General features: G+C 31.4%; 22 protein-coding genes and 1 riboswitch. Of the genes, 6 read left to right on the plus strand and 16 right to left on the minus strand.

From position 1 onward, the window contains the following. Positions 1 to 15: 15 nt before the first annotated feature. A complete protein-coding gene (locus tag ACO6VN_RS10005; RefSeq protein WP_422404609.1) occupies positions 16 to 873 on the minus strand; it encodes a fructosamine kinase family protein in 858 nt (285 codons plus the stop codon). A gap of 206 nt (positions 874 to 1,079) precedes the next feature. Here ACO6VN_RS10005 and ACO6VN_RS10010 point away from each other — a divergent pair, with 206 nt between their 5' ends. Continuing rightward, on the plus strand, positions 1,080 to 1,712 hold the full coding sequence (locus ACO6VN_RS10010; protein ID WP_422404610.1) for a phosphatase PAP2 family protein: 633 nt from the start codon (positions 1,080 to 1,082) through the stop codon (positions 1,710 to 1,712). A gap of 299 nt (positions 1,713 to 2,011) precedes the next feature. Here the strand turns inward: ACO6VN_RS10010 and ACO6VN_RS10015 are convergent, their stop codons facing one another. The 7 genes from ACO6VN_RS10015 to ACO6VN_RS10045 form a co-directional block, all read right to left on the minus strand. Then, entirely contained in the window at positions 2,012 to 3,247 is a 1,236-nt protein-coding gene (locus ACO6VN_RS10015; RefSeq protein WP_422404611.1) for an acetylornithine deacetylase, read from the minus strand. Positions 3,248 to 3,267: 20 nt separating this feature from the next. Next, complete coding sequence (tenA, locus tag ACO6VN_RS10020) at positions 3,268 to 3,945, minus strand: thiaminase II (RefSeq protein WP_064204625.1); 678 nt, start codon at positions 3,943 to 3,945, stop codon at positions 3,268 to 3,270. Between the two features lie 69 nt (positions 3,946 to 4,014). Further along, positions 4,015 to 4,123: riboswitch (TPP riboswitch) on the minus strand. Positions 4,124 to 4,187: 64 nt separating this feature from the next. Continuing rightward, positions 4,188 to 4,907, minus strand: a complete 720-nt coding sequence (locus ACO6VN_RS10025; protein WP_422404612.1) for an epoxyqueuosine reductase QueH — start codon at positions 4,905 to 4,907, stop codon at positions 4,188 to 4,190. 152 nt (positions 4,908 to 5,059) lie between these two features. Beyond that, positions 5,060 to 6,976 (minus strand): glucose PTS transporter subunit IIA, encoded by a 1,917-nt coding sequence (locus tag ACO6VN_RS10030; protein WP_422404613.1) that lies wholly within the window; start codon positions 6,974 to 6,976, stop codon positions 5,060 to 5,062. Between the two features lie 27 nt (positions 6,977 to 7,003). Beyond that, the gene (locus tag ACO6VN_RS10035; protein WP_422404614.1) at positions 7,004 to 8,683 is read right to left on the minus strand and encodes an alpha-glucosidase; all 1,680 of its coding nucleotides are present in this window, start codon (positions 8,681 to 8,683) and stop codon (positions 7,004 to 7,006) included. Between the two features lie 75 nt (positions 8,684 to 8,758). Further along, positions 8,759 to 9,760, minus strand: coding sequence for a LacI family DNA-binding transcriptional regulator (locus ACO6VN_RS10040; protein WP_422404615.1), 1,002 nt, complete (start codon positions 9,758 to 9,760; stop codon positions 8,759 to 8,761). Between the two features lie 73 nt (positions 9,761 to 9,833). Next, the gene (locus ACO6VN_RS10045; protein WP_422404616.1) at positions 9,834 to 10,349 is read right to left on the minus strand and encodes an NUDIX hydrolase; all 516 of its coding nucleotides are present in this window, start codon (positions 10,347 to 10,349) and stop codon (positions 9,834 to 9,836) included. 207 nt (positions 10,350 to 10,556) lie between these two features. Between ACO6VN_RS10045 and ACO6VN_RS10050 the strand changes: the two genes are divergently transcribed. Next, positions 10,557 to 11,411: a DMT family transporter gene (locus tag ACO6VN_RS10050; protein WP_194200469.1), complete on the plus strand. Its 855-nt coding sequence runs from the start codon at positions 10,557 to 10,559 to the stop codon at positions 11,409 to 11,411. Positions 11,412 to 11,479: 68 nt separating this feature from the next. On the opposite strand, the gene ACO6VN_RS10055 is transcribed toward ACO6VN_RS10050, so the two are convergent. The 8 genes from ACO6VN_RS10055 to ACO6VN_RS10090 all read right to left on the minus strand — a co-directional run bounded on the left by ACO6VN_RS10055 (position 11,480) and on the right by ACO6VN_RS10090 (position 21,684). Then, positions 11,480 to 11,839, minus strand: coding sequence for a DUF2200 domain-containing protein (locus tag ACO6VN_RS10055; RefSeq protein ID WP_194200468.1), 360 nt, complete (start codon positions 11,837 to 11,839; stop codon positions 11,480 to 11,482). 19 nt (positions 11,840 to 11,858) lie between these two features. Continuing rightward, positions 11,859 to 13,031, minus strand: coding sequence for a YbfB/YjiJ family MFS transporter (locus ACO6VN_RS10060; RefSeq protein ID WP_228086094.1), 1,173 nt, complete (start codon positions 13,029 to 13,031; stop codon positions 11,859 to 11,861). Positions 13,032 to 13,181: 150 nt separating this feature from the next. Beyond that, complete coding sequence (locus tag ACO6VN_RS10065) at positions 13,182 to 15,692, minus strand: NEAT domain-containing protein (RefSeq protein ID WP_422404617.1); 2,511 nt, start codon at positions 15,690 to 15,692, stop codon at positions 13,182 to 13,184. A 315-nt stretch (positions 15,693 to 16,007) separates the two neighbouring features. After that, on the minus strand, positions 16,008 to 16,952 hold the full coding sequence (locus ACO6VN_RS10070; protein WP_422404618.1) for a hypothetical protein: 945 nt from the start codon (positions 16,950 to 16,952) through the stop codon (positions 16,008 to 16,010). Positions 16,953 to 17,134: 182 nt separating this feature from the next. Beyond that, entirely contained in the window at positions 17,135 to 18,454 is a 1,320-nt protein-coding gene (locus ACO6VN_RS10075; RefSeq protein ID WP_194200465.1) for an Nramp family divalent metal transporter, read from the minus strand. A gap of 208 nt (positions 18,455 to 18,662) precedes the next feature. After that, positions 18,663 to 19,931, minus strand: coding sequence for an MFS transporter (locus tag ACO6VN_RS10080; RefSeq protein WP_194200464.1), 1,269 nt, complete (start codon positions 19,929 to 19,931; stop codon positions 18,663 to 18,665). 247 nt (positions 19,932 to 20,178) lie between these two features. Next, positions 20,179 to 20,886, minus strand: coding sequence for a MerR family transcriptional regulator (locus ACO6VN_RS10085; RefSeq protein WP_194200463.1), 708 nt, complete (start codon positions 20,884 to 20,886; stop codon positions 20,179 to 20,181). A gap of 114 nt (positions 20,887 to 21,000) precedes the next feature. Further along, positions 21,001 to 21,684 carry a pseudouridine synthase gene (locus tag ACO6VN_RS10090; protein ID WP_194200462.1) on the minus strand — a complete coding sequence of 228 codons (684 nt, stop codon included), beginning with the start codon at positions 21,682 to 21,684 and terminating at the stop codon, positions 21,001 to 21,003. Between the two features lie 245 nt (positions 21,685 to 21,929). Here ACO6VN_RS10090 and ACO6VN_RS10095 point away from each other — a divergent pair, with 245 nt between their 5' ends. The 4 genes from ACO6VN_RS10095 (at position 21,930) to ACO6VN_RS10110 (ending at position 26,205) form a co-directional block, all read left to right on the plus strand. Further along, positions 21,930 to 24,020, plus strand: coding sequence for a BglG family transcription antiterminator (locus ACO6VN_RS10095; RefSeq protein WP_343222329.1), 2,091 nt, complete (start codon positions 21,930 to 21,932; stop codon positions 24,018 to 24,020). Between the two features lie 19 nt (positions 24,021 to 24,039). Next, positions 24,040 to 24,507, plus strand: coding sequence for a PTS sugar transporter subunit IIA (locus tag ACO6VN_RS10100; protein WP_194200461.1), 468 nt, complete (start codon positions 24,040 to 24,042; stop codon positions 24,505 to 24,507). Between the two features lie 65 nt (positions 24,508 to 24,572). After that, positions 24,573 to 24,851 (plus strand): PTS sugar transporter subunit IIB, encoded by a 279-nt coding sequence (locus ACO6VN_RS10105; protein WP_135021610.1) that lies wholly within the window; start codon positions 24,573 to 24,575, stop codon positions 24,849 to 24,851. Between the two features lie 94 nt (positions 24,852 to 24,945). Then, entirely contained in the window at positions 24,946 to 26,205 is a 1,260-nt protein-coding gene (locus ACO6VN_RS10110) for a PTS galactitol transporter subunit IIC (protein ID WP_017000188.1), read from the plus strand. The last annotated feature ends 7 nt before the right edge of the window (positions 26,206 to 26,212 follow it).

The raw sequence follows: 26,212 nt of genomic DNA on the forward strand, positions 1-26,212 counted from the left end.
GGGGTTTTAATTTACTTAATCATTTAATATATCTTTCATTGTACGGTTCACACTACCAGCATATAGGCTACCAAATTTAACAAGGTGTACCATTAATAAATATAACTCATAAAACTTTATACGTTCATTAGCGCCTTTACTTAAAGGTAATGCTTCATTATAAGCATCATAAAAGTCTTGTGTGAAACCTCCGAATACTCGTGTTGCGCCTAAATCAAATTCTCTGTCTCCATATAAAGGAGATGGGTCGAATAAAGCTGGTTTTCCGTCCCTTAAGAACATGTAATTGCCTGCCCATAAATCCCCATGTAATAACGAAGGTTTACTAGTGTGTTGTTCTAATTCTTCTAATATCGTTTCACGCACATTTTCGTAAGTGCCTAATGAGTCTTGTGACCAAAGTCCTCTATTCATAATTTCATCGCGAAGTTGATCAAGTCTTTGATGAACAAATAGTTCTGCCCATGTATCTTTCCAAACGTTTTCAAATGTTATATCACTGCCTTCATAAGGCGTATCAAATCCAAATTTACCATTAGGTTCATAGTTACTATGCAATTTCGCTACTAATTGTCCTAATTCTTTCTGACTTCCAGACCGACCTTCTTCTAAGAAGTTCAGTAGTAAATACGCATCACCATTAATTTCACCATGCGCTTCTACTATAGGTGCTCTGACACCAGCCGCTTCAAAAGCTTCTAATCCCGCTATTTCGGCTGCATAAAAATCTTCTGAACGATTTTGTTGAACAAGTAAGAAATAGTCGCCATCTTTACTTTCAATTTTATAAGCGTCGTTCACATCACCACCACTTACTGGTGTTATTTTTTGTATATTCTCTATCGGTAATTGAGATTGCCAATCTTTATTCATGAAAATGCCTCACTTTCTCAAATTTATCATCATATATTATTAACTACCCTTTTTGTTTAAGACAAATCTAGGTCGTCATGTGAAATGCTAATTAGTATCGAAGGACACTAGATTATTAGGTCGTCCTAAAGTTGTATTGTGCTAAATGTCTATCTCATTTAAAATAGTATTAATGTACAAAATACACAGAAGGAGCTTTATGCATCTTGAAGAAGGATACAAAGTTAATCATATCTTACTCTATTATTTTCATTATATTACTTGCTGGTGTACTAACACGATACATATATCCTCTCGATTATGCTGTTCACGATTTTATTGAATCAACAGCAGCGATATTTAGATTAAACACTTATCTAACTGTTATTTCTTTTTTATTTTCACCTTCTCATGTTGTTATTATGATAGCAATAATGTTGATTGGCATTTACTTTTATAAACGAACAGTATTTTCAACCTATACCATATTTACTATAACATCACTTGTAGTTGGCACAGCCTTAAAATATATTATCCAAAGGCCAAGACCTTCAGAATTTATAGATGGCTTTAGCTTTCCTAGTTTACATACATTAACTTTATTCGTAGCTATCTTTATTGCTACATGCTTCTACGATAAAGCAATTGTAAAATGGATATTTGGTATATTAATTGTTTCTATGATGTGTTCAAGAATGTATTTAAACGCTCATTTCTTCTCAGACACATTCGCAAGTTTAATCATTGTCCATTCAATTTATATAATCGTAGTTAACATGCAAATTAAAATTAAAGATAAACGTTTATTGGAAGAAAATAAGAGCAATAGTAAAATTCAAAATAACCAACAACAAAGCTAGTATATAATCCCATAGCTCTAAAAAAGTCTACTAGTCCGTTAATTATAATTTAATGGATTAGTAGACTTTTTATGTATATACGATTTTGAAAGTGCATCTTAGCTTAGGGTGTTGCTCGACCCTATAGTCTCTCACTCATACTATTCCTCAGGTCGTCAGCACTTTGCAAAACCGTTCAAGGTGAAATATATCGAGCTAACGTGCTTGTTTACAATCTCTAGCTCGTTAGAATATGTAACGAGCTAGACTTATTTTTCTTGCACTTTAGAGCACCCACTCTCTTCTAGTTTATTTCACTTTTATAATTTTTTAGGATTTGAATACCATTCTTTTAAAAATTGATATAATACGTCGCTAAAGTTTTCTAAGTCTTTTATTTTTATCTTTTCGTTTACTGAGTGTGCTTCTTTTAGCTCTCCAGGTCCATACAATATTGTTGGGATATCAAAATAATTCAACCATCCTCCGTCTGTCACGGTCGTACTGATTCCTTGTTGTAGCGGACTTTCCATAACTTTCTCATGTGCTTTTGTTAACATTTTGAGTCCTGGGTGTTCTGTCGGTAATGTGAAACTAGGAAAAATCTCACCTTTGTCTTCGATTATGGAAGATCCACCCCATTCAAATTGTAACGGGTTATCTCTCAACCAAATGTCCGCTTCTGCTACTTTATTTAAATATGATTCGATTTCTTCAACAACTTCTTGGTAATTTTCATTCGGTAAATAATGTACCGTAATCCATAATCGACATTGGTCTGCTATAAATGCAGGGTGACGCCCTCCTTCAATAACGGCTGGGTTAATTGTTGTTGTTCCACTAGGCATATTTGGATATTGTTTCATAACAGACCAATGTTGTTCTAATTCTTGCAATGCTTGTATTATTTTGCTCATTTTTTCTATTGCACTTGCTCCAAATAATCCTCCACCAGCATGTATCATCTGTTGTCTAGCACCATCATGTAGGGTTTCTTTACTTTGTACAGTTATCCATCCAGTTATTACGCCACCTTGACCTTGTGCTATTTGATTACTTGTATCTAATACTATAGCTAAATCGGCTGCTTCAATTTGTTCGCAAGCAGTCTTTGTACCTGCTTCTCCTACTTCTTCACCTACTACAGATTGAATGATAATATCGCCTTTCGGTTGAATATCTTCTTTACAAAGTTTTTCAATCACATATAATAACGTTCCATATCCACCTTTCATGTCACTCACACCACGACCATATAAATATTCATCTGCTTTCGTTAACTGAAATGGAGGATGCAACCATTCTGAAGCATCTCCAACTTCTGCTACATCTACATGACCATTTAAAATCAATTTAGGTGCATCTTTGTCCGTTCCTCTCAACACTGCATTAATGACACTATCATTCTCATATAATGGTATGCGCTCTATTTCAAAATTAAGTTCTTTAAGTAAATCTTCAATGTCATCTTGTATTGGATCAGTGTTGCGAGCAGGAGGACTTTCAGTATTAAACTTGATGAGCATATCGATTAAATCAAAATGTCTTTGGTTCATTTCTACTACCTGCCTTTAATTTATTTTACTGGCACTGACCACGTTTCTAAATTCTCAGCCATCTCCCAGAACATATATTCATAGTAGCTCGTCTTTACGACTATATTTTCTAATCGCGCTAGTTCTTCTTCAGTCTTACCTTCAGCTACTTTATCCATTAATTCAATACAATCTTCTTTAAATAAAGTAAATTCGTCAGATGAATACATTTTCACCCATTCTCCGTAAAGTGGATGATCTGTTGCTCCTTCAATATTTGCTAGTTTCAAACCAATATAATTATAGCTCCATGTACAAGTTAAAATAGCTGCAATCACATTTTCAATTCCACCTTGTTGAGCTAAATTCAGCATATAGCTTGTATATGCTACAGTAGTTTCTGCTGGTTCTGTTTCTTGTAGCTCCTCTTCAGAAATGTCGAATTGCTTAGCATATCCGCGGTGTAAATCCATTTCGGTATGCAACGTTCCATTTGCCAAATCTGCGTACGTTGTCATCATATTTAAGTCTGTAGATTTAGATGCTCCTATTAAAAATAATCTCGTATACTCAATTAAGTAAATATAATCTTGCCTTAACCAATGTTTAAACTTTTCTTGTTCCAACGTACCTTTACCTAACTTTTCAATAAATGGATGTTCTAAATAAGATGCCCAAATTGGTTCGACACGCTCAAATAATCTTTCTGTAAATTTCATGATATTTTCCTCCTTAAGAATATAAAAAAACGCTATTTTCCATTAGAAAATAGCGTGTACTCACATACAGATAAAGTTACGCCACTTTCCTACGCTAGTATCATCTAGATCAGGTTCAAGGAATTTTAAAGTTAATCTTTAATCTCAGCCTAAAAATAAGGCACTTCCAGTGGTTTCTTCGTATATTTAATTAGTTCGTAACACCAACATACATTCTTTTTATATTTTTTGCAAATTTCAATTTATTCACATGACTTTAAAAATGTTTTAGCACTTTTATTCACTTCTTTAAAATCAATACCTTGTTGCATAGCCGCAAATACACAACCACAATAGCATTGTCTAAAAATATCATATTCCTTACACATCGTAATTGATCTTTCATATCCTTTATTCTTCTTAAAATCACTCGGTAAATAATGAACATTATAAATGCTTTGTACTTCCATACCTAATTCATTAATCAATTGAGCGTTCTTCTTAGGTGACAGTGTTAAAGCACTCGCAAAATAGTCATAGCCTAAGTTTACAGCTGCTTCAGCAACAAGTTCTAGACGCATTTCAAAACAAGCAGTACACCTTAGACCACCTTCATTCTCATCAGCAAGCTCTTTATCCTTTACCATTTTCATAAATTTATGTGGCTCATATGGCGCCTCTATATATTTAACATTCGTATTCATTTTCTCATTAAAAGCTGTAACAAAATCTTCTTGAACCTTAGCTCTTCTTTGATACTCAGCTTTAGGATGAATATTAGGATTCGCAAAATAAATCGCAACATCAGCATACTCCGTTAACAACTCTAACGTATAAGTACTACAAGGCGCACAACAACTATGAATTAAAATACTAGGTCTTTCCTCTCGACGCTCCCAATCACTTATCATTTTTCTCATTACTCTATCGTAATTAATCTTTTGATTTTTCATCTTATCAATAATGTTATTCGCAGCAATCAACCTCAACACTCCTTATGTTAAAAATTGTAAAATATATATTATTTTATAACAATCAGTGATGAGAGGCAATTGTGTTAAGGTTGGGTATGCGTGAGTATTGGCCGCAAAAAAGAGATTCTTTTATTATCTCAAGAACCTCTTTTTAAATATATTTATTTTAAATTAAGTTCTGCTATTCGCTCGTTATTATAGACCAATCCTTGTTTAAGTAATTTTAAATGGTTAACTTTATCAACACTATTAGTAACAACTGTGATAATAGTCGTTTCTTTATTTAATTCTTTGATTCGATTTCTATCCATTTTAGCAATTAATTGACCTGGTTTAACAACTTGTCCTTCTTTAACATTAAGCTCGAATACATCTTCTTTAATTTCAACTGTGTCTATTCCCATGTGCACTAAAATTTCTAGTCCTTCTTCTGTTTCAAAGCCAATGGCATGTTTAGAATCTGAAATTAAAGTAACTCTACCTTTTATTGGACTGTATATCTCATCAATTTCTGGTATTGTACCAAAACCTTCACCCATCATTCGTTGAGAAAATACCGGGTCATTTACATCTGCTAAGGATATTATCTTCCCTTGTGTAACACTGTTTAACATTTCAGGAATTTTATTCTTGATTTCTAACTCTTCATCATCTAGTTCTGATTGATTTGTACTTTCAGTTACTACATTAGTAACTTTTGATACGCCAAATACATTTGTAATAATGAATCCTAATACAAATGTAGCAATACCAACAATTACATAAGTTAATAATTGGCTAAAATCATATATATACATAAGTGGTGATAGTATAACAGCTAATCCATAAGAGTTTGCTTGTATATTTAATAAAGCGAGAACTCCACCACCTAAAGCCGAACAAAGTAGCATAATACTTAATGGTCTAATTCCACTACGAAGTACAACACCAAACAACGCTGGCTCGCTTACACCTAATAATTGTGTAATTGTTGCACTTATACCCGCAGTTTTAAATGATGCTTTTTTACTTCTTAATGATAATGCAAGACATACACCAGCATTAGAAAAACCATACATAGCTGCTAAAGTGATAAGTGGATTAAATCCAGTTGAAGCTAATAACGAAGTTTCTACAATAATAAACATATGGTGCAATCCAGTCATAACAGCTAAAGGATATAAAAAGCCAATCAATAATCCACCAAATCCAAATGGTAAATGAATAAATGATTTAACTACTGTAATACCAAGTGATTCTATACCATGTACAATCGGTCCCATAATAAATAGTGAGAAAATCATCATTAATAATATAATGAAAAATGGTGTGAATATTAAATCTAATGCATTTGGCATTATCTTTCTTAGTCTTTTCTCAAGCTTTGCACCAATTATTCCTGAAAACAATGCAGTTAAAATACTTCCTTGATATCCTACGATAGGAATAAATCCACCAACCATTATAGGATCAGTATCTCCACTTGCTACATCATAAGCGTTTGGTAATGCCGGCGATACAAGCATAAGACCTATTAAGAAACCAATAATTGGGGTCCCACCAAAGGTCCTAAACGCACTCCAAGCTATAAATGCAGGCAGGAATGCAAATGCTGTATCAGTCAAAACAGTTATTAATGTTTGTATATAGTTGGGTATCATTTCAGGGCTGGCACCGAAAAACCCTAAAACTGACTCATTAAAGACGACTCCTTTAAGACCTAGGAATAAACCTGTAGCTCCCAACACTGGTATAATTGGTATGAATACATCCGCTAATAATCTAATTGCACGTTGAATACTTCCTTGCTTCTCATTCTTCATTTCATCCTTCGATGTTTCCTCAAAATAGTTTGCTTTTGATATTTCTTCATACACATTATTAACTATACCTGTGCCTAAAATAATTTGATATTGACCACCAGTATAAAAAACACCTTTTACTTCTTCTATCTCTTCAATTACTTCATCGTTTATACTTTTTCTATCTTTAACTGATAAGCGTAATCTTGTAGCACAATGTGTAACACTTTCAATATTATCTTCCCCAATTTCATTTACGATGCTATGAGCGATATTTTCATATTTATTGTTACTCATAATTTTCACCTCTTTCATAAATTTTATTCACATGAGTTCTAAAGTTATTGCTTCATAAGGTTTAAGTGAAATTTCATTTAACTTAGTATTTACATCCTCATAGTTATTTAAAATAATTTTATATTTATCTGTACCTAACTTAATATGTGAATTTTCATTTGATAAGTTAACAATAACTTGAATAGTTTTATTATCTTTTTGTCGGTAATAACTAATAATGTTCTCATTAATATCATGAGTTATAGGTTGAAATTCTCCATTTATGAATACGTCTTGATATTCAGAGTTATTTCTTAAATCTATAAGTTTTTTATAAAAGTTAAATAAAGATTTATTACTATTTAATTGTTCCGCAGCATTAATTTGAGGGTATTCTTCAGTTAAAGGTAACCAAGGTAAGCCTTTTGTAAAGCCTCCATTTTTTGAATTATCCCAAGGGAAAGGTGTGCGTGTATTATCTCTGCTACGCAAATTCACAAAATTTAATGCTTCCTCTTTACTAAATCCTTCATCAATGGAACGATAATAATTGTCTATGCTTGAAATATCATTAAATTCATCGATTGATTGTCTATTAAAATTAGTCATACCAAGTTCTTGCCCCTGATATATAAAAGGTGTACCTCTTAAGAAGAAATACATCATCGCCAAAGCACTTCCTCCAAAGAAGTTCTGATATTTTTCGTCTTTGATATATTTTGAAAGTGCTCTAGGTTGGTCATGATTTTCTATAAAGTTAGCACCCCATCCTACTTTTTGAATTGCGAGTTGACTATTGTATATTAATTTTTTAAATTCTTCCGTAGTCCAATTAGTTCGTTTAAACCAGTCACTTCCGGATTCAACATCTATGTCAGCGTATTTAAAGTCAAAAATCATAGAAAAATATCCATCTTCTCCTATAAAGTCAGTTAGTTCGTCATATTTTACGCCCGGTGCTTCTCCTACAGTTACACAATCATATTTATCAAAAGTTTCACGTTTTAATTCATGTAAAAACTTTTCTATTCCAGGTTGATTTCTTGTTTTATATTTACAAGTGACTAAATTATCATTACCGTCAGCAGGTAAACTCTCAAAACCTTGATCTTTTTTTAAAAATGTAATGGAATCTATTCTAAATCCTGCAAGACCTTTATCTAGCCAAGTGTTAATCATTTTATAAATTGCTTGTCTAAGTTCTGGATTCTCAAAATTTAAATCAGGTTGCTTTTTATCGAATACATGTAAATAATATTTATCTTCATTTGGAAGTTTCGTCCACACTCTACCACCAAATATAGAGCGCCAATTATTCGGAGGGTTTCCATTTATCCCCTCTTTTATGATGTAATAATCTCTATAAGTACTACTTGGATTTTTTAAAGCTTCTTGGAACCAATAATGCTCATCTGATGTATGATTGATAACAAGATCTAATATAACTTTAATACCTATTTCTTTCGCTTTACTTAATAATTCATTTAAATCTTCCATCGAGCCAAACTCATTGTTAACATCTAAGTAATCAGAAATATCATAACCGTTATCTACCATAGGTGATTTATAAATCGGACAAATCCAAATCATTGTTATGCCTAACTCTTTTAAATAATCTAATTTTTGAGTTATACCCTTTATATCTCCAATTCCATCATTATTACTATCGTAAAAACTTCTAGGATAAATTTGATAAATTATTTCTTTTTGCCACCATTTTTGTTTCATTTTGTCTCTCTCCTTTATGGTATCGATACCATATTTGTGTTTTAATCAAGCAACTTATATAAAGTTGCTTGTTTTTTATGTAGAACTTCTTACAATAATATCTAATTCTAGTGCTTCTTTATTTACAATATATTCACGTTCGTTTAAATAACTCATTAATAAGTTTGTCGTTTCAATCCCTATTTTGTCTATAGGTTGAGAAACTGTGGATAGAGGAATACTGAGCATTTCAGATAAGGGTTGATTATCATATCCCATTATTGCTATCTCCTCTGGGATGCTCACCTCATTTTGCATAAATGTCTTAATCATACCTGCTGCTACTTCATCACTTCCAGCAAATATAGCTCTTGGCCATTTTTCTTTATCAAGATTCAAGATACTTTTAGCGATTTCTTCTCCATCATTAATAGTATGTATATTTTTATATATACGGTCAAAATTTAAAGGAATATTGTTGTCTTGCAATGCCTTAATATATCCTCTATTTCGTGAAGAACCATGTTTGGTTTCTTTAAACTCCCCACCCGTACAATATGCTATATCTGTATAACCTTTTTCTATTAGATATAAAATAGCTCTGTAAGTAGCGTTTTCTTGATTTGTTCCAACTACTGGTAACGTAGAAGACGATAAAGAGATATCACCGGTAATTACTATTGGTCCATATTGTTCATATTGTTCAATTACAGATAAATCATTTTCAATAGAAGCCATAATGATACCATCTATATGCTTTTGTTTTAGCATATTTAATAACCTTAATTCTTCATCTTTATTATCATATGTTTGCATTATTAATGTATGATAATTTGTTTTTTTCACAACTTTTTCGATAGAATCAATAAGATATGCAAAAAAAGGATTCGTAATTCTTGAAACGATAATACCGATAGTAAAAGACTTATTTGATCTTAATTGAGTTGCAGCTGAGTTTGGAGAATAGTCTAATTCTTTCATAGCAAGCTTAATCTTTTCTTTCTTTTCCTCAGTTATATAAGGATGATGATTTAAATAACGAGACACAGTTGTGACCGATAGACCTGCATGCTTAGCTACATCCTTAATAGTTGCCATTTTTATACCGCCTTTATATGAAATCGATTTCATATAAAGGTTAAAACATTTAATAATATTTGTCAATCTATACTTACATAAATCCACCAGGTGTATCTTTCATATCAAATAACAGTTCAATCATACTTTTCTTATAAGGTATAAAGATTTCTTTGTTTATCATTTCTATAATTTCATCTTTAGTTGCCCATTTAATTTCATCCACTTCTTCAGTAGGAAATGTAAGCTGACTTATATCAATTTCTTTATTTATAATAAAGAAATCATCAAACCCTTTTTCAAAATTTATTGTTAGATGTGGCCTTTGTTTTTTTAAATCTAATTTAACTCCTAGTTCTTCAAAGGTTTCCCTTTCTGCTGCTCTTTGATGATTTTCTGTTTGTATTGCACTTCCTCCGACTGAGACGTCCCATGCTCCTGGCCATCCTTCTTTATCTAAAGTTCTTTTTTGTATCAGCATTTCACCCTCTTTATTAAATATACAAACATGGATTACGAGATGATATTGATTTTCTTTAATATCATTACCCCTTACCATTTTATTTTCAAGCAGTTGTCTATCTTTATCATATAAGTCCCATATTTCCATATTGTTTCCCCTTCTTTTTTGAATTATGAATTTTATTTTATTTTATAACAATCAGTGATGAGAGGCAATTGTGTTAAGGTTGGATTAAGTGTGAAGTTCGTTAATTATATAAAAACTAAATTCACTTTGTTTAAATACTTCTATTTCTTCTGTAACATCATAATTGGAGTTTAATTTTAGTATAACTTTTAAGTAAGGAGGTTAATTATGAGAAAGTACACTTTATTGTTTACTTTAAGTTTAATTTGGGGCTCTCAATTTTTATTCATTGCTCTGATTACACATGATGCTTCTTCTATTACAATTTCTTTTTATAAAGCATTACTTGCTACATTATTTTTATTTATAATGACATTATTCATGCGCAAAACGCCCTATAAAAAACAATGGGGTCTTTACATATTAATTGCTATTTTTGAAGTTGTTATTCCATTTATATTTATTGTGCAAGGTCAGCGTTATATTTCTAGTGGTATGGCTTCTATTATTATTGCATTAACACCAGTGTTCACATTGTTTATTTTAATTTTAATTAGACAGCGTAAATTTAATTTAGTTGAGATTTTTGCTTTAATATTAGGTATTTTTGGTATTGTAATACTTTCTTGGAATCCTGAAAAGTTAGGTTTAGTAGAATATGTTTCACTAGGTCTATTATTAATTGCTTCATTGAGTTTTGCTATATCTTTAGTTCTTATGCAAAATTTACAAGATGACGTTCCAATCCATCATATGAGAAACGTTTTATCGATTGCGACCATTATTTTAATACCAATTACTATATTTTCTTCTAATACATTTACTTTACACTTTGATCCTTTACAGTGGTCTTCCTTGATCATACTTGGTTTAGTCCATTCTGCTTTAGCTTATGTTATTTATAACATTCTCGTTAGACAATACGATGCTGTGTTTGCTTCGTTATCAAATTATATTGTACCTGTAGTTGGGGTATTATTAGGCGTTTTAATATTACATGAGCATTTAACGCTTAACATTATAATGGGTAGCGCAGTTGTTTTATTATCATTGATTATTTCTCAACAAGTTAAAAGCGGCTAAAATATTTAAATTTCATAATAAAAAGTCTTGTTCTTAAATCAGAACAAGACTTTTTATACGTTATAATATTATGGTTTTTCTTTTCTAAATATATTCTCTTTCTTTTTTCCTTTTGCTAGTTCATCTATAAGCTTATCTAAGTATCTAATCTCTTGCATGATTGGTTCTTCTATATCTTCAACACGAACACCACAAATGACACCTTTAATTAATCTTCTATTTGGATTTAAATTTGGTGCTTCGTTAAAGAATGTTTCGAAGTCAGTTCCCGCTTCTAATATTTGTTCTAATTCCTTCTCATCATATCGTGTTAACCAAGTAATAGCTTCATCTACATCTTCTTTTGTTCTGCCTTTTTTCTCTACTTTTTTCACATAATGAGGATATACACTTGATACGCTCATTGAATATATTTTATGCTTTTCCATAATATCTCTCCTTTAAATTCTATATTCTTGTTTTCATTTTCACTTGGCTTAAACTACTTGCTATTAAACCTAATATAAGAAGTATAGATGCAAAAATTAAAGCATGGTTATAATTGTTCGTATCTCCAATTAATATGCCGGCAAAGTAAGGTGCGATAACTTGTCCTAAACTATATATAAATGTAAGTATGGCTACAAAATTCATACCTTGAACAGCGCTTATAACTTGCCCTTTTGACATAAATAAAGTCGTTAAACCTAAAAATGTAGAACCAAATAAACAAGAACTAATAATAAGACTTATTATACTATGAGAAAATACAGGTAAAATTACGCCAATGATTTGTAACATAAACGCTAAATTGACAGCCTTTGCGTTTCCAATCTTATTACCTAATATCGACCATAATACACATGACGGGATTGCAGCTAAACCAACAAACATCCAACTTAAAGCAGCATATTCATGTAAATTTGGGATAGATTCCACGATTGCTACTAAAAATGTACCGGTAACAATATATCCAGCGCCTTCTAGTAAATATGCAATTGAGAAGAATACGAAAAACCATTTCGTATATGTCTCTTTATGAGGTACTTTTAAATCTTTCTGTTGCGTCTTTATAGGATCTTCAATCTCTTTCATTGAAAACACTACAATTGAGCCAATTATAAGTGATGAAACACCTAGTATTATCCAGGTTCCCGACCAATTTTGTGCACTGGTATAAAAATGTACAAATATACTGCTCGTAAAAATACCAATACCCACTCCACTATATAAGAAACCTGATAAATGTGATTTATTCCCTTTATTTAACGATTCTAATACTACATTTGAAGCCAATACAAAAACTGTACCACTCGTAATACCTGCTATAAATCTCAGTATATTCCATGTAATAAACTCACTTGTAAAGCCCATAAATAGTACGGAAATAATATTGATTAATAAATATATTTTTAAATCCATTACTTTACTTTTAAATATGTAAAACGTAGGTATCATTGCTCCTAATAAATATCCCAAATAATTAATTGTAGCTAATAATCCCGCATCTTGATTACTTAAATTCGTCGCTTTTTGCATAAATGGCAAAATAGGTGTATATGAAAAGCGACCTATCGCCATCACGATAAAAAGAGACAACATTCCGAGTAATAGTTGTTTATATGTTTTATTTACCGACAAAGTTGTACACCTCTTTCTAACTACTTAATATTATTATCTACTTCTTATCTATCATAAACAATATCAAATCTCATAAAATTCAATACAAAAACAGAGACAACTCTTGTCATTTTAAGAATCGCCTCTGTTTTTCATTTTATATTTTAATTATTATTTTTCTTCTTTTCTTTTTCTTTTACCAAATAAGAAGAACGCTCCAAATGCTGCTAGTAAAGATCCAAATAATGTTGTATTTACAATTTCTGATTCTCCAGTTTTAGGTAAAGCTTTTTTATTTTCTTTTTGTTTAGATTTCTCTTCTGCTTTTCCTTTATTATCTTTTTTCATCATTTCTTTACTATTTGTTTGTTTCATTGCCGATATATTAGATTGTTTTTCTGGCATACTTGATGTCATACCAGTTGTGTTTTTAGCGTCTTTCATCGGCATGTCTTTCATTTTGTTAGTACATTCTTTTTCATCAGACTTCTCTTCTGATTTTGTCGCCATTGATTTTTCTTCTGGCTTCATTACTGGTTTCGTTGCCATTGGTTTTTCTTCTGGCTTCATTACTGGTTCTGATGGCATTGGTTTCTCTTCTGCCTTCATTGCTGGTTCTGACGGCATTGGTTTCTCTTCTGCCTTCATTGCTGGTTCTGACGGCATTGGTTTCTCTTCTGCCTTCATTGCTGGTTCTGTTGGCATCGGTTTCTCTTCTGGCTTCATCGCCGGTTTATCCATGTTTGTCCCTGAATCAACAACATCACCTAAATCATTAATTCTAACGTGATAAGAACCTTCATATTCAACTTCAGGTGTAACTAAATGTATTTTGATAATTGTGTTATAAATATCTTTACCTTCTTCTAGAGGGAACATAATTGTTCTTTCATCTTTTTCTTTATCTCTATTTATAGTAAGTGGTCGTTTATATCCATCTTTACCTTCAACTTGGAAATCTTTCCACATAGAATCATGAGATAATGTCACAAGAAGCATCTTTTTACCATTTTGTTCAATCACTTGTACCGGTCGTTTCACTTCAAAATCCATATGTGATTGTTCTGGTTTCGAGCTGTGTAAGATTGTGATTTTTCTTTCATTTGGATTATTTATATCAACTTTTGTAATCGGTGCATTCTCAAACTCAGTTACAGCAGATTTTAACTCTTTATCTAATTTATCTTCTAGATCTTGTAATTCTTTTGTATAACTTTCTTTTTCTTTGTCTTGTACTTTATTGATTAATTTTTTAAGTTCGCGTATTTTATCTTCTAAAGTTTTAGCATTATCATATTTTTCTCTATCTTTTTTCTTTTTATAATCAGATTGGCTATCATAATTATTTTTCTCATTTACGATTGGTTTTTCGAATACAATTTTACCTAATGGATATTCATTAACCATACCCAATGCTTTACCAGTACCTTTAATTTTAATTTCTTTTGTGTTTTCTTTTACTTTAACCCTTACTGTTGCAACTTCATTTTCAGTATCGTAAGAAACAATTTCATAATCTAATTTATCTGTTCCATCAAATAAATCAAACTCTAACCATGTAGAAGGTCCATCCACCTTAAATTCTACAATTGGTTGTTTACCATCAAAAATAATATGAGCTGGATTTTTAATCATTAAACTATAATAAATTAATTTTTCATTTGTTTCATTATTGAAAATCGCATAATTAATTGGTCTCATTTCATCATTTAATTTTTTATCATGAATAGAAGGATTTTTAACATCTTCTCTTAATTTTGAAGTCTGTTCTTCTTTATTTGCTGACATATTATCATTTTTAGGTTCTTCTGCTGGTTTAGCTGGCTCTTTAACTGGTGGTGCTGGTACTTCATTATCGAAAAATAAACGAGTTGTATATTTATTATCATAGTTTATAAACGGCACAACAATATGTACTTTTGATGTTAATTCTTTTACACCAGGGTTTACTTCAGCTTGAACAGTACGCTTGTCTTTGTCTTCTGATAAAGTTTCTATGTTTAATTTATTTGTTCCGTCATATAATTCGAACATTTTCCACCATGAAGGGTTTTTTAGAGTGAATTGTACATATGATTTATCATTCTCATGTTTAACTTTTGAAGGATGTTCTAAATAGTCATCCATAACTGATTTATCTTCAGTTTTTTCTTTTTTAACAACAAATCCTAAATCTTGTAATTGATTGTTTGCATTAGCTTTTTCGTTAACGTTACTATTATCTGCCTGTGAAGGTTGAGTAGTTGGCTTATTTACTTCTGGTTGTACTTGCTCATTTGAATTTTCAGCAACTTTATCCGCTACTCGTGGTTGTTCTGCTGTATTCATGTTGGGTTGAGCTTTTCCATTCTGATTATTTTCTACTGTGCTATTTTCTTTATTTGGTTGAACTGTAGATGCTTCAGACCCTGTAGGTTCTTTATCTGTTTTCTTCTCAACTGTTGTGGCATCTGCAGGTTTACTGTTATCTGCAATATTTTGTGGCGCTTCTGTTCTTGCACTATTAAGGTCATTTACTGGAGTAGCTTGGTCATCCATTGCATGAGCTTCATGGTTAATACCTAAAAATAAAGTAGCTCCTATCGCTATGGATGCCGCGCCGCATGTGAATTTTCTAATTGAGTAGTAGTGTCTTGTCTTTGGTTCAGTTTGATTCGTGATGTGGTTTCGATGTTTTGACATGCTTAATCTCTCCTTAAATAAATTACAATGATAATGATAATGATAATCGTTATCATTAATTGCTTGAAAATATTATAGCATCTCAATTCCAGTTTTGAAATAAATTTTTGGATAATTTTGTAAATTATTATTCAGTTAAAAAAAGACCGCTTCTTTTCACAAGAAACGATCTACTATAAATATATATTTAAACTAGTTTTTTCTTAGTGAATTTATTCATAATCCATCTAATAAATAGTGCAATTGATATGACTATACCTATATAACCAAATATCGGATAGAAGAAATTAACTAAGTCTACGAAACCTACGAAGCTTAATCCGTAGCCAAATAATAATCCGACAATGAGTAACATGAGATATTTTTTGAATATGCTTTTGTAAAACGTGTTAAGAATGGATACATTAAACCAACAATTGTATTATATATTACAAGCATCATAATAATAGCCATACAAAATCCTAAAATAGGATGAATTTGTTCTGCCAGTAATAACGTTGGCAAGCCATATTCGTTAGATTCTTTTAAGTTAACAAGCATACCTACGTTTATTAGAAGCATCAATACAATAATAATGATACCTCCTATTAAAGGACCTCTTCTTGCTACTTTATGTGAACTAGCGCCCGATCCTACGATTGTTAGAAAGCTAAACACTGTTGCCATATCTAGCCCAGCATATGTAATTGCGTCCCACCACCATAATCCTGTTGGAGTACGCTCTATTTGTCTATACTGATTCACTTCAGAAAAAGGAATCGTTGGATTGATAATATGGTACCCTGCAATAATTAAAACTAAAATAATTAAAAATGGTGTAATCGACCCTAATGCTTTCATAATGTTATCAAAGTTAAGCAATAAAGTTATAAATACTGCAATGGTCATAATCAAGGAACCTAGCCACGGCTCAATACCAAAACCATCTTGAAAGGCCGATCCTGCACCTGCAATCATAATGACAGAAAGACCGTACAAGAAGAAAATTAATATGTAATCAATTATGGTACCTAGTTTGTTACCAAATATATTTACTAAGGAAACTTCATACGACTCTGTATCTAATCTGTATCCAACTTTTGAAACTTGTCGACCTACAAATATTACAATAATCGCAGTTAGTATAACGCCAGGGATGCTCCATAAGCCAAAATTCGTAAAGAATTGTAGAAGCTCTTGTCCTGTTGAAAAACCCGCACCTACAATTACGCCCGTATAAGCGAATGCTATTCCTATCGATTCTTTGTTGTGTGCTTTCACTTTAAAACTCTCCTTTAAATTTTCGCTATACAATTTTATCTTCCCTAATAAAATAAAATTATTCGAAACTTGTAAAATTATTTTGCACAACAAAAATAGTTACTCATACTTCTTATAACCTCATCATATATAAAAAGCTGATAAAACACGTTTAGTTACGCATTCTATCAGCTTAATAAGTTTTATAAAAATTCTTGTATCGTTTCTATAATTAAATATATGTTTAAGATACTTAATACAAAAGCTAAAATCCAAGATATGATGTTAATCCAAGTTTTATTAGTAAATTGTTCCCCCATTATTTTAGGATTATTCGTCGCCATAATTAACGGAATAATACTAAAAGGTAATGCTAAACTTAAAAATACTTGTGTAAATATTAACATATCTTCTATTTTTGATTCACTTGAACCATATAACCATAAACAAATGAACACTGGAATAACAGCTATCACACGAGTTACTAATCTACGTACCCATGGTTTTAATTTAATATTTAAGAATCCTTCCATAACAATTTGCCCAGATAATGTACCAGTGATGGTAGAATTCTGTCCAGATGCTAGTAATGCGATTGCGAATAATGTACTCATCACAGCTCCACCTACAGCACCGCCAACGTTTGAATGGCTTAGAGCATGGTATAAATCAAAGAATCTACCTAATGCTTCGTTACTGCCATAGAATAATGCGGCACCTAGTACTAATAATAAACAATTAATCACAAATGCAATTGTTAATTGAATATTAGAATCTATAATAGCGTATTTTATAGCACTTTTTTTACCTTGATTATTTCTTTTATAATTTCTAGATTGAACGATAGATGAATGTAAATATAAGTTGTGTGGCATAATCGTCGCGCCAATTATACCTAAAGCTATATATAACACACCCTTATTCGTTACAATTTCAGAACTAGGGATAAATCCAGCAAATAATGAACTCGCGTCAGGGGATGATAAATATACTTCAAATACGAATATTACGAGAACTGTAAATATTAATACACCAACAATTGCTTCTATTTTTCTGAAACCTAATTTTATAATCATCAGTAATAAAAAGACATCTAACACTGTAATTGTGACGCCTAATGCTAAAGGAATATTAAATAATAAATTAAGAGCTATGGCACTACCGATTACTTCGGCGATATCTGTTGCCATAATAGCTAATTCTGCTAACACCCATGAAAAAATGCCAAGTGGTTTATTCGACATATACTTTGTAACTTGTGCTAAATCCATACCACTCGCAACGCCTAAACGAGCACTCATACTTTGTAATAACATCGCTGCTAAACTTGATAATAAAATAATAAATAATAATATATATCCAAATTGTGCCCCGCCAGCCATAGATGTAATCCAGTTACCTGGATCCATGTATCCGACTGCTACTAGTAAGCCTGGTCCTAAATACATGAGAAATTTTCTAAAAGCATTTGCCTCAGAGTCAAAGGACACTGTACTATTAATTTCTTCTAAACTTCTGCCCATATCTAACACCTCTATATGAAGAGGATAAACCTATTAACTTGTTTTGTAAATATTTTTGTTAGGTGTACCTAAACTTTTATATTAGTTTGAAATTGCATATATAATCAAAAGCTCCTAATCCATTAGTTAAATATACTAGGATTAGGAGCTTTATTTTGATCTTAGGATTTATATCCCAAGATCATCTTTATAAATCATTACACTAAACTTAAACGTTAGAATCTTTTACTAAAGGATTATCTGGTTTAATAAAGAACCACATAATGATTGCAAATACTACTGGTACCATCATTAATTGTAATGTCATTGTCCAACCAATTCTATCAGCTAGGAAACCTGCTAATAATGGACTGAGTAATGCACCGATGTTACCCCACAAGTTCATCCAACCTGAAACTGTACCTGCAAAGTTACGACCTAAATCAGTAGCTGTAGCCCAGCTCATACCCATTGACAAACCTACACCACCTAAACAAAGTGATAACCAGAATATGTTCATAGCTAAACTATCTGTCGATAATGCAAAGTAAAGTGAGATACAGAATACAACAAATCCAGATATTGCGATTACGCCACGTGCCATAAATTTAGATTTACCGCTTGATAAAATTTTATCTGAAATAGTACCACCTAGCATAATCAATATAAACATTGCTAACCAAGGTGCACCTGCAATGAATCCCATTTTGTTAAATTCTACATGATGTGTTTCGTGTATGTATGTAGGTAACCATATTAAGAATAACGTGATAACAAACTGTACAACAAAGTATTGTGCTGCAATTGCGTAAAAACTGAATCTACTGAAAAATACTTTCCATGGAGCAGTAGTCTTATCAGTTTCTACTACATCACGCGTTTCCATAATATATCTTTGTTCAGCTTCGTTAACCATTTTATGTTGTTCAGGTAAGTCTTTCGCAATAATTGTCCAAAGTATAGCAATTACGATACCAACTAGACCGAATATATAAAACACTGCTTGCCAGCCAAAAGCGTTCATAATAGCAATTGTCACTATTGGTGCAATAACAGGTCCAAAATACGACCCTGCTAATAATGCAGAAGAGGCTCTACCTTTCTCATTTTTATTAAACCAATAACTGTTAAATACTGCGTTAGAAGGGTACATTGGCGCTTCACCGACACCGAATAAGAAACGTACAAGATATAATAATCCGTGATTCTTAATAATACCTGTTAAAATTGTGAAAGCACTCCACCAAAGTAGTGCAATTGTTAACATTTTCTTAGGGCCAAATTTCTCCGCTAAAATCCCTGAAGGTACTTGCATTAAAGCATAACCTAATGAGAAGAATGACGCTAATAAACCAAATTGCGTCTTGTTCATATTTAAATCTTCCATCATTGGTCCTGCAATTATAGAAATATTTGAACGGTCCATATATGCGATTATACCGATAATGAAAAATGCAATTGCAAAAAACCATCTAATATTAGTTCTTTTTTCCTTCATATTTATCCAACTTTCATAATTAATTTACTCATAAATTCATGTGGTCATATGATGACTTATTTAATAAATTGAATATAGCATAATAAGGAAACGCTTACAACATAAATTTTTATATTTTAAATTAAATATAGTTTGTGATTAATTGCACATAAATTAGGTTAACTAAAAATTCCTTTTATTTTTAATACTAAAAAAGCCAACCCACTAAATTTATTATCAATGGCTTGGCTTTTTATAATCTATTATTTTATTTATATGTCTCAAGACAATAACTCTCTACGCCACATTTTGGGCACTTTAATTTTCTAGTTTGATACGTATGATTTGAAGTAAACCACTCTGAAAATTTTGGTTTGAAATCCCTTTGACAATTTGGGCACACATATTGAACGACCTCATAATAACGCTTTGAAGCTATTACTGCATATAGTATGATAAATGGATAAACAATAATAATTGGTTTCCATTTCTTTTTTAATATAGCCATCAATATACTACTGTATTGTATAACTCCTACGCCTATTGATATTCCCATAAACTTTTTTCGAAAGTTTTGCATCTTTTGATGTTCTTCAGACTTATTTCTTAAATTTAAAATATTAGATACAGGATAATTACTTTCTTTACTAATACTCTCTTTTACAAACTTAATTTGTTTATGCTTTTGCTTATTATGCTCTATATTATCATCAAGTTGCAGTAACTTTTCATCTAACAACATATTGAGCGTTTTAATAGATTGCGTTGAATAAAGTAATTCTTTAATTTCTTTCAATGAAAAATTCATATCTTTCAATGTTGTAACAATTCGTAGTTGATTGAGTTCTTCTTCAGTATAAAATCTTCTATTATTTAAAATTGCGCTCGGCTTAACTAAACCTTTCTTATCATAATACTGCACAGTTCTAACTGTGATATCACATAATTCTGCTACTTCACCTGTAGTCCACTTCATATTTTGCCTCCTCATTTTTATAACGATCACTATATTAGTGTTAGTTTAATTGTATCTTGTGACCTTACGTTATAAGCAAGAAGAAAATATTTTTTCCTTAATATTATGTACAGGTTAGACTGACGTATGTGTAAATTCAGCCCATGGATATTCTTTTGGTGGTTCTGATTCAACCGTAATCATTTCATCTTTAGTCGGGTGCTTAACACTTAAGCTAGATGCCCAAAGCGCAATTTGTTGCCCATGTTTATTTACGTGCTCCCCATATTTTTGATCACCATAAAGGGGTGTACCTTGATTAGCTAATTGAACTCTAATTTGATGAGATCTACCAGTTTTTAATTCTACTTCTAACATACTCAAATTATCTTTTTTACTTAAAACTTTATATTCAAGTATCGCTTTTTTACCATCTTTATTCTTAGAACTAACGACACTTACAAGATTCTTCTTACGATCTTTGTATAAGTAGTCCACTAATTCCCCTTGTTTATTAGGTAATGTTCCACGAATAATCGCTTTATATTTTCGATAAATTTGTTGTTTTCTCAATTCATTAGACAAACGAGATGCTGCTTTAGATGTACGTGCAAATACCATCACGCCTCCTACTGGTCTATCAAGTCTATGTACAAGTCCTAGGTATACATCACCAGGCTTATTATACTTTTCTTTAATATAACTTTTTAGCATGTTCAATAAATCCATATCTTTTGATGCATCTTCTTGAACTGCAATATTGACTGGCTTTTCCACTATGAGTAAATGATTATCCTCATATAGTACATCAATATGCACTAAAATCACTCCTATATAAATAATTAAAAATTCTTATCAACTTTAAAATTTTTGGGTTTATAAAAATTTAATAACATTCAATATAACATTGAAATATAAAAAATCAATAATAGATAAATGGAATAAAAATACATCATTTATAAAAAATAAATACACTTATTACGTACATAATCACAATGATGTACATAAATATAAATAACATTTGTGATTAAAGGTTGTACAACTCTTTGATGTGCTGTGATAAATTGGACTTAACAACAAAGGAGGGAATCAATATACAGAAGGAAAACTTTAATATCATAACTGAAATGATCAAAAATCCAAAAATAAAAGGTAAAGATTTAGAATCGATGTTTAACATTTCTCGCAGACAACTAGGATACAGAATTCAAAAGTTAAATGATTGGTTGAAAGAACAAGACTATCCACAAATAGAAAGAACTAGTCAAGGTTTCTTTATAGTTGATGATTCAATTAAAGATTTTCTTAATATTCCTAGTGAAACTCTCTATCAAGAAAGTGAGCAGGTTTATACAGCCTATCAGCGCGCGCACCTCATTTTGTTGATGTTGTTTAGAGAAAATGAAGTACTATCTTTAAATCACTTCTCAATCGATTTAGAAGTAAGTAAGAATACCGTACTCAATGACATTAAACAATTAAAGGAACTAATAAGCTCATACAATGTATCAATTAATTATTCACGCCAACAAGGATATTACTTATCTGGTAATGAATTTGAAGTAAGACGCTTATTGATGAGATTAATTGATAAAGTATTCACTTTAAATATTTCAGAAAATGACGTAATCAATAGTTTAAATATAGAAGAAGACAAAATAATATTGATTAACAAACACATTAATAAAGTGGAACAATATTTAAATAATATGTTCATTGACGAAAGTACACTTACATTACCTTATAAACTTTACTTGATATTAAGGCGAATTAATCACGATAAGATAGTCGCACCATTTTCTATCGGTTATGATGATCTTTCAGATACTCAAGAATATCAAGCAACTGAAATTTTAACTTCAAATTATCAAGAAATACCTATGCAAGAAAAGTTATTTATAACTTTGCAATTATTATCAACGAGTGTTCAATGGTCAGAATTACATGATGTTCAACATCTGCCAGAACTTCAATACGCACTTGAAGAAATGATTGAGCAATTTGAAAAACTAACATTTATTACTTTTAAAGATAAAGAATCGTTAATTCATCAGCTTATGCATCATATGAAGCCTGCATTTTATCGTATTCGTTATCAATTATCTGATGTTGATAGCTTAACAAATTCACTAAAAGAAGATTATAAAGAGCTATTTCACTTAGTCAAATTGTCTTCTAAGCCTTTAGAAAAGTTTCTTAACCAAGAATTACCGGATAAAGAAACAGTTTATTTAACAATGTTAATAGGCGGAAGTTTACGAAGACAAGATGAAGATATCGATCAGAAAGTAAAAGCCGTTGTTGTTTGTACACAAGGAACTTCTATTTCGAAATTAATGTTGCAAGAATTAAGAAGTGTATTTCCAGAATTTATTTTTCTAGATGCTTTGTCACTTCGCGAATTTAATCAATACGATTTAGATTTTGATATCGTATTTTCGCCAATGCACATTATGACGAATAAAAAATTGTACATTACAAAAACGATTTTGACTGCTCAAGAGAAACACGAGCTAAGGCAACATGTTTTTGGTCAATTAAATAACACTTTAGAAACAGATATCCAAGCCGAAAAAATGCTTTCAATTATACGTGAACATGCGACGGTTCATAACGAAGCTGAACTGTTCAATCAAATTAAAGACCAATTTGAAGATACGTATGCATATTCATCCATTAAAGCATCTACTTTGTCTATAAATAGCAATTTAGATTTACAAGATTTATTACCTGTAAATCATATTCATTTCACAAAAAATGTTATGAGTATCGAGGAAGCTATTCAATTAGCAGCTGAACCCCTTGTCAAAATGCGGTATATCGATAATCAGTATATAGACTTGATGAACAATGCTTTTGACGATACTTATATGGTAATCAATCAAAATATAGCGATACCTCATGCTGATGGCGAGGATACTGTTAACCGTACTTCAATGAGTATGTTGGTACTAGAAGAACCTCTTAAATTAAGTACAGGATTAGACGTTTATATCTTTGTAGTCATTGCTGCAGCTGATAAATTTAAACATTTACGTCCCCTACTACAATTAAGAGATCTGTCTCAAGATACTCAAAATATTCAACGTATTTCACAAACTCAATCTAAAAGAGAAGTTTATGAAATTATTAAGCATTACTCAAAAATAGATTAAAACAAAGGGGTTGCGTTATATGCAAGATTTGAAAATCGATATCTCGAATGTCCTTATAGATTTAGAGGCATCGACAAATGAAGAAGCATTAAGTAAGTTATCTGACCAAATGTATCAAAACGGATATGTTAAAGAATCTTATAAAGATGCTGTAATAGAAAGAGAACGTTCATTTGCAACAGGTTTACCAACTGTGTATTGTTCTGTGGCAATCCCGCATACCGACATTCAACACGTACAATCTAAAGCAATCGGTATCGCTACGCTCAAAGAAACAGTTCCATTTGTCATTATGGGAGAAGAAAAAGAAACAACAGATGTGAAGTTAATTTTTATGCTAGCAATGGATAAAGAGGATGCTCAACTTTCATTACTTCAAAAATTAATGGGCATATTCCAAAATGATGAAATTTTAGAAACTATTGCAAACGCAACTGACAAAGAAACAATCGTAGAAACGATAGATAAAGAATTAAGCGAAGTTTAAAAAATTAAAATATAACAGGAAAAAGAATTTAAATATTAAATTCTTAAAATTAGGAGGAAATAATTATGAAACAAGTATTAGTAGCATGTGGAGCAGGTATCGCAACATCGACAGTGGTAAATAACGCAATAGAGGAAATGGCTAAAGAACACAATATTAAAGTAGATTTAAAACAAATTAAAATTTCAGAAGTTGGCGCATATGCGGATACAGCAGACCTTCTCGTTACAACAGCTATGACTCAAAAAGAATATGACTTCCCAGTAATTAATGCACGTAACTTCTTAACTGGTATTGGTGTAGAAGATACTAAAAAAGAAATCTTAGACGCATTACAAAAATAATAAGTTTTTAAAATCAAAATAACTAGCATGTGGTTGAAATTCACGACTTTGATATTTCAACCTCATTCTTCTAAAAAAGAGGATGGTGTAGGGTATGAGTGGTTTCGTAGATTTTATTCAAGCTTTTCTAGACTTAGGTGCAACGGTTATTCTACCGATTGTTATATTTTTACTAGGTTTATTCTTTAGACAAAAAGTCGGTGCAGCATTCCGTTCAGGTTTAACAATCGGTGTTGCATTCGTAGGTATATTTTTAGTTATTGATTTACTTGTAAATAACTTAGGACCAGCAGCACAAGCAATGGTTAAAAACTTAGGTGTAAGTTTAAATGTTATTGATGTAGGTTGGCCAGCAACTTCTTCAATCGCTTGGGCTTCAGTTATTGCAGCTTTTATCATTCCATTAGGTATCGTTATTAACGTCATTATGTTATTAACAAAGACTACAAAAACAATGAACGTAGATATATGGAACTTCTGGCATTACACATTCATGGGTGCCATGGTTTATGCAATTTCAGGTAGTATTTGGCAAGCTTTAGTCGCTGCTGCACTGTTCCAAATTGTTTGTCTGAAAGTAGCAGACTGGACAGCTCCAATGATGAGTGAGTTCTATGATCTACCAGGTGTTTCAATTGCTACTGGTAGTACAATTTCATATGTTCCTGGGATTTTCTTAGTGAAAGGACTTCAAAAAATTCCTGGCATTAACAAATTAAACGCTGATCCAGAAACAATTCAAAAACGTTTCGGCGCATTTGGTGAATCTATATTTGTTGGTTTAGTTCTAGGTTTAATTATCGGTATATTAGCGGGTTATAACGCTGGAGATGTTATTAATTTAGGTATGTCGATGGCAGCAGTAATGGTATTAATGCCTCGTATGGTTAAGATTTTAATGGAAGGTTTAATGCCAGTTTCTGAATCTGCACGTACTTGGTTAAATAAACGATTCGGTGATCGTGAAATTTACATTGGTCTAGACGCAGCAGTTGCACTTGGCCACCCAGCAGTTATTTCAACTGCATTAATTTTAGTACCAATTACAGTTTTATTAGCAGTTATTTTACCTGGTAACCAAGTCTTACCATTTGGTGACTTAGCTACAATACCATTTATCGTTGCATTTATAGTAGGTGCCGCACGTGGTAACATCATACATTCTGTAATTGTCGGTACAATTATGGTTGCTATTTCTTTATACATTGCAACAGATGTAGCACCTATCTTTACTAGTATGGCAGATGGAACAAACGTCAAAATGCCATCAGGCTCATCACAAATCTCAAGTCTTGACCAAGGTGGTAACATCTTAAACTATATTATCTTCAAGTTCTTTAGTTTGTTTAATTAATAATAAG

It is taken from the genome of Mammaliicoccus sp. JADD-157, assembly GCF_049310805.1.
Classification (GTDB): domain Bacteria; phylum Bacillota; class Bacilli; order Staphylococcales; family Staphylococcaceae; genus Mammaliicoccus; species Mammaliicoccus lentus.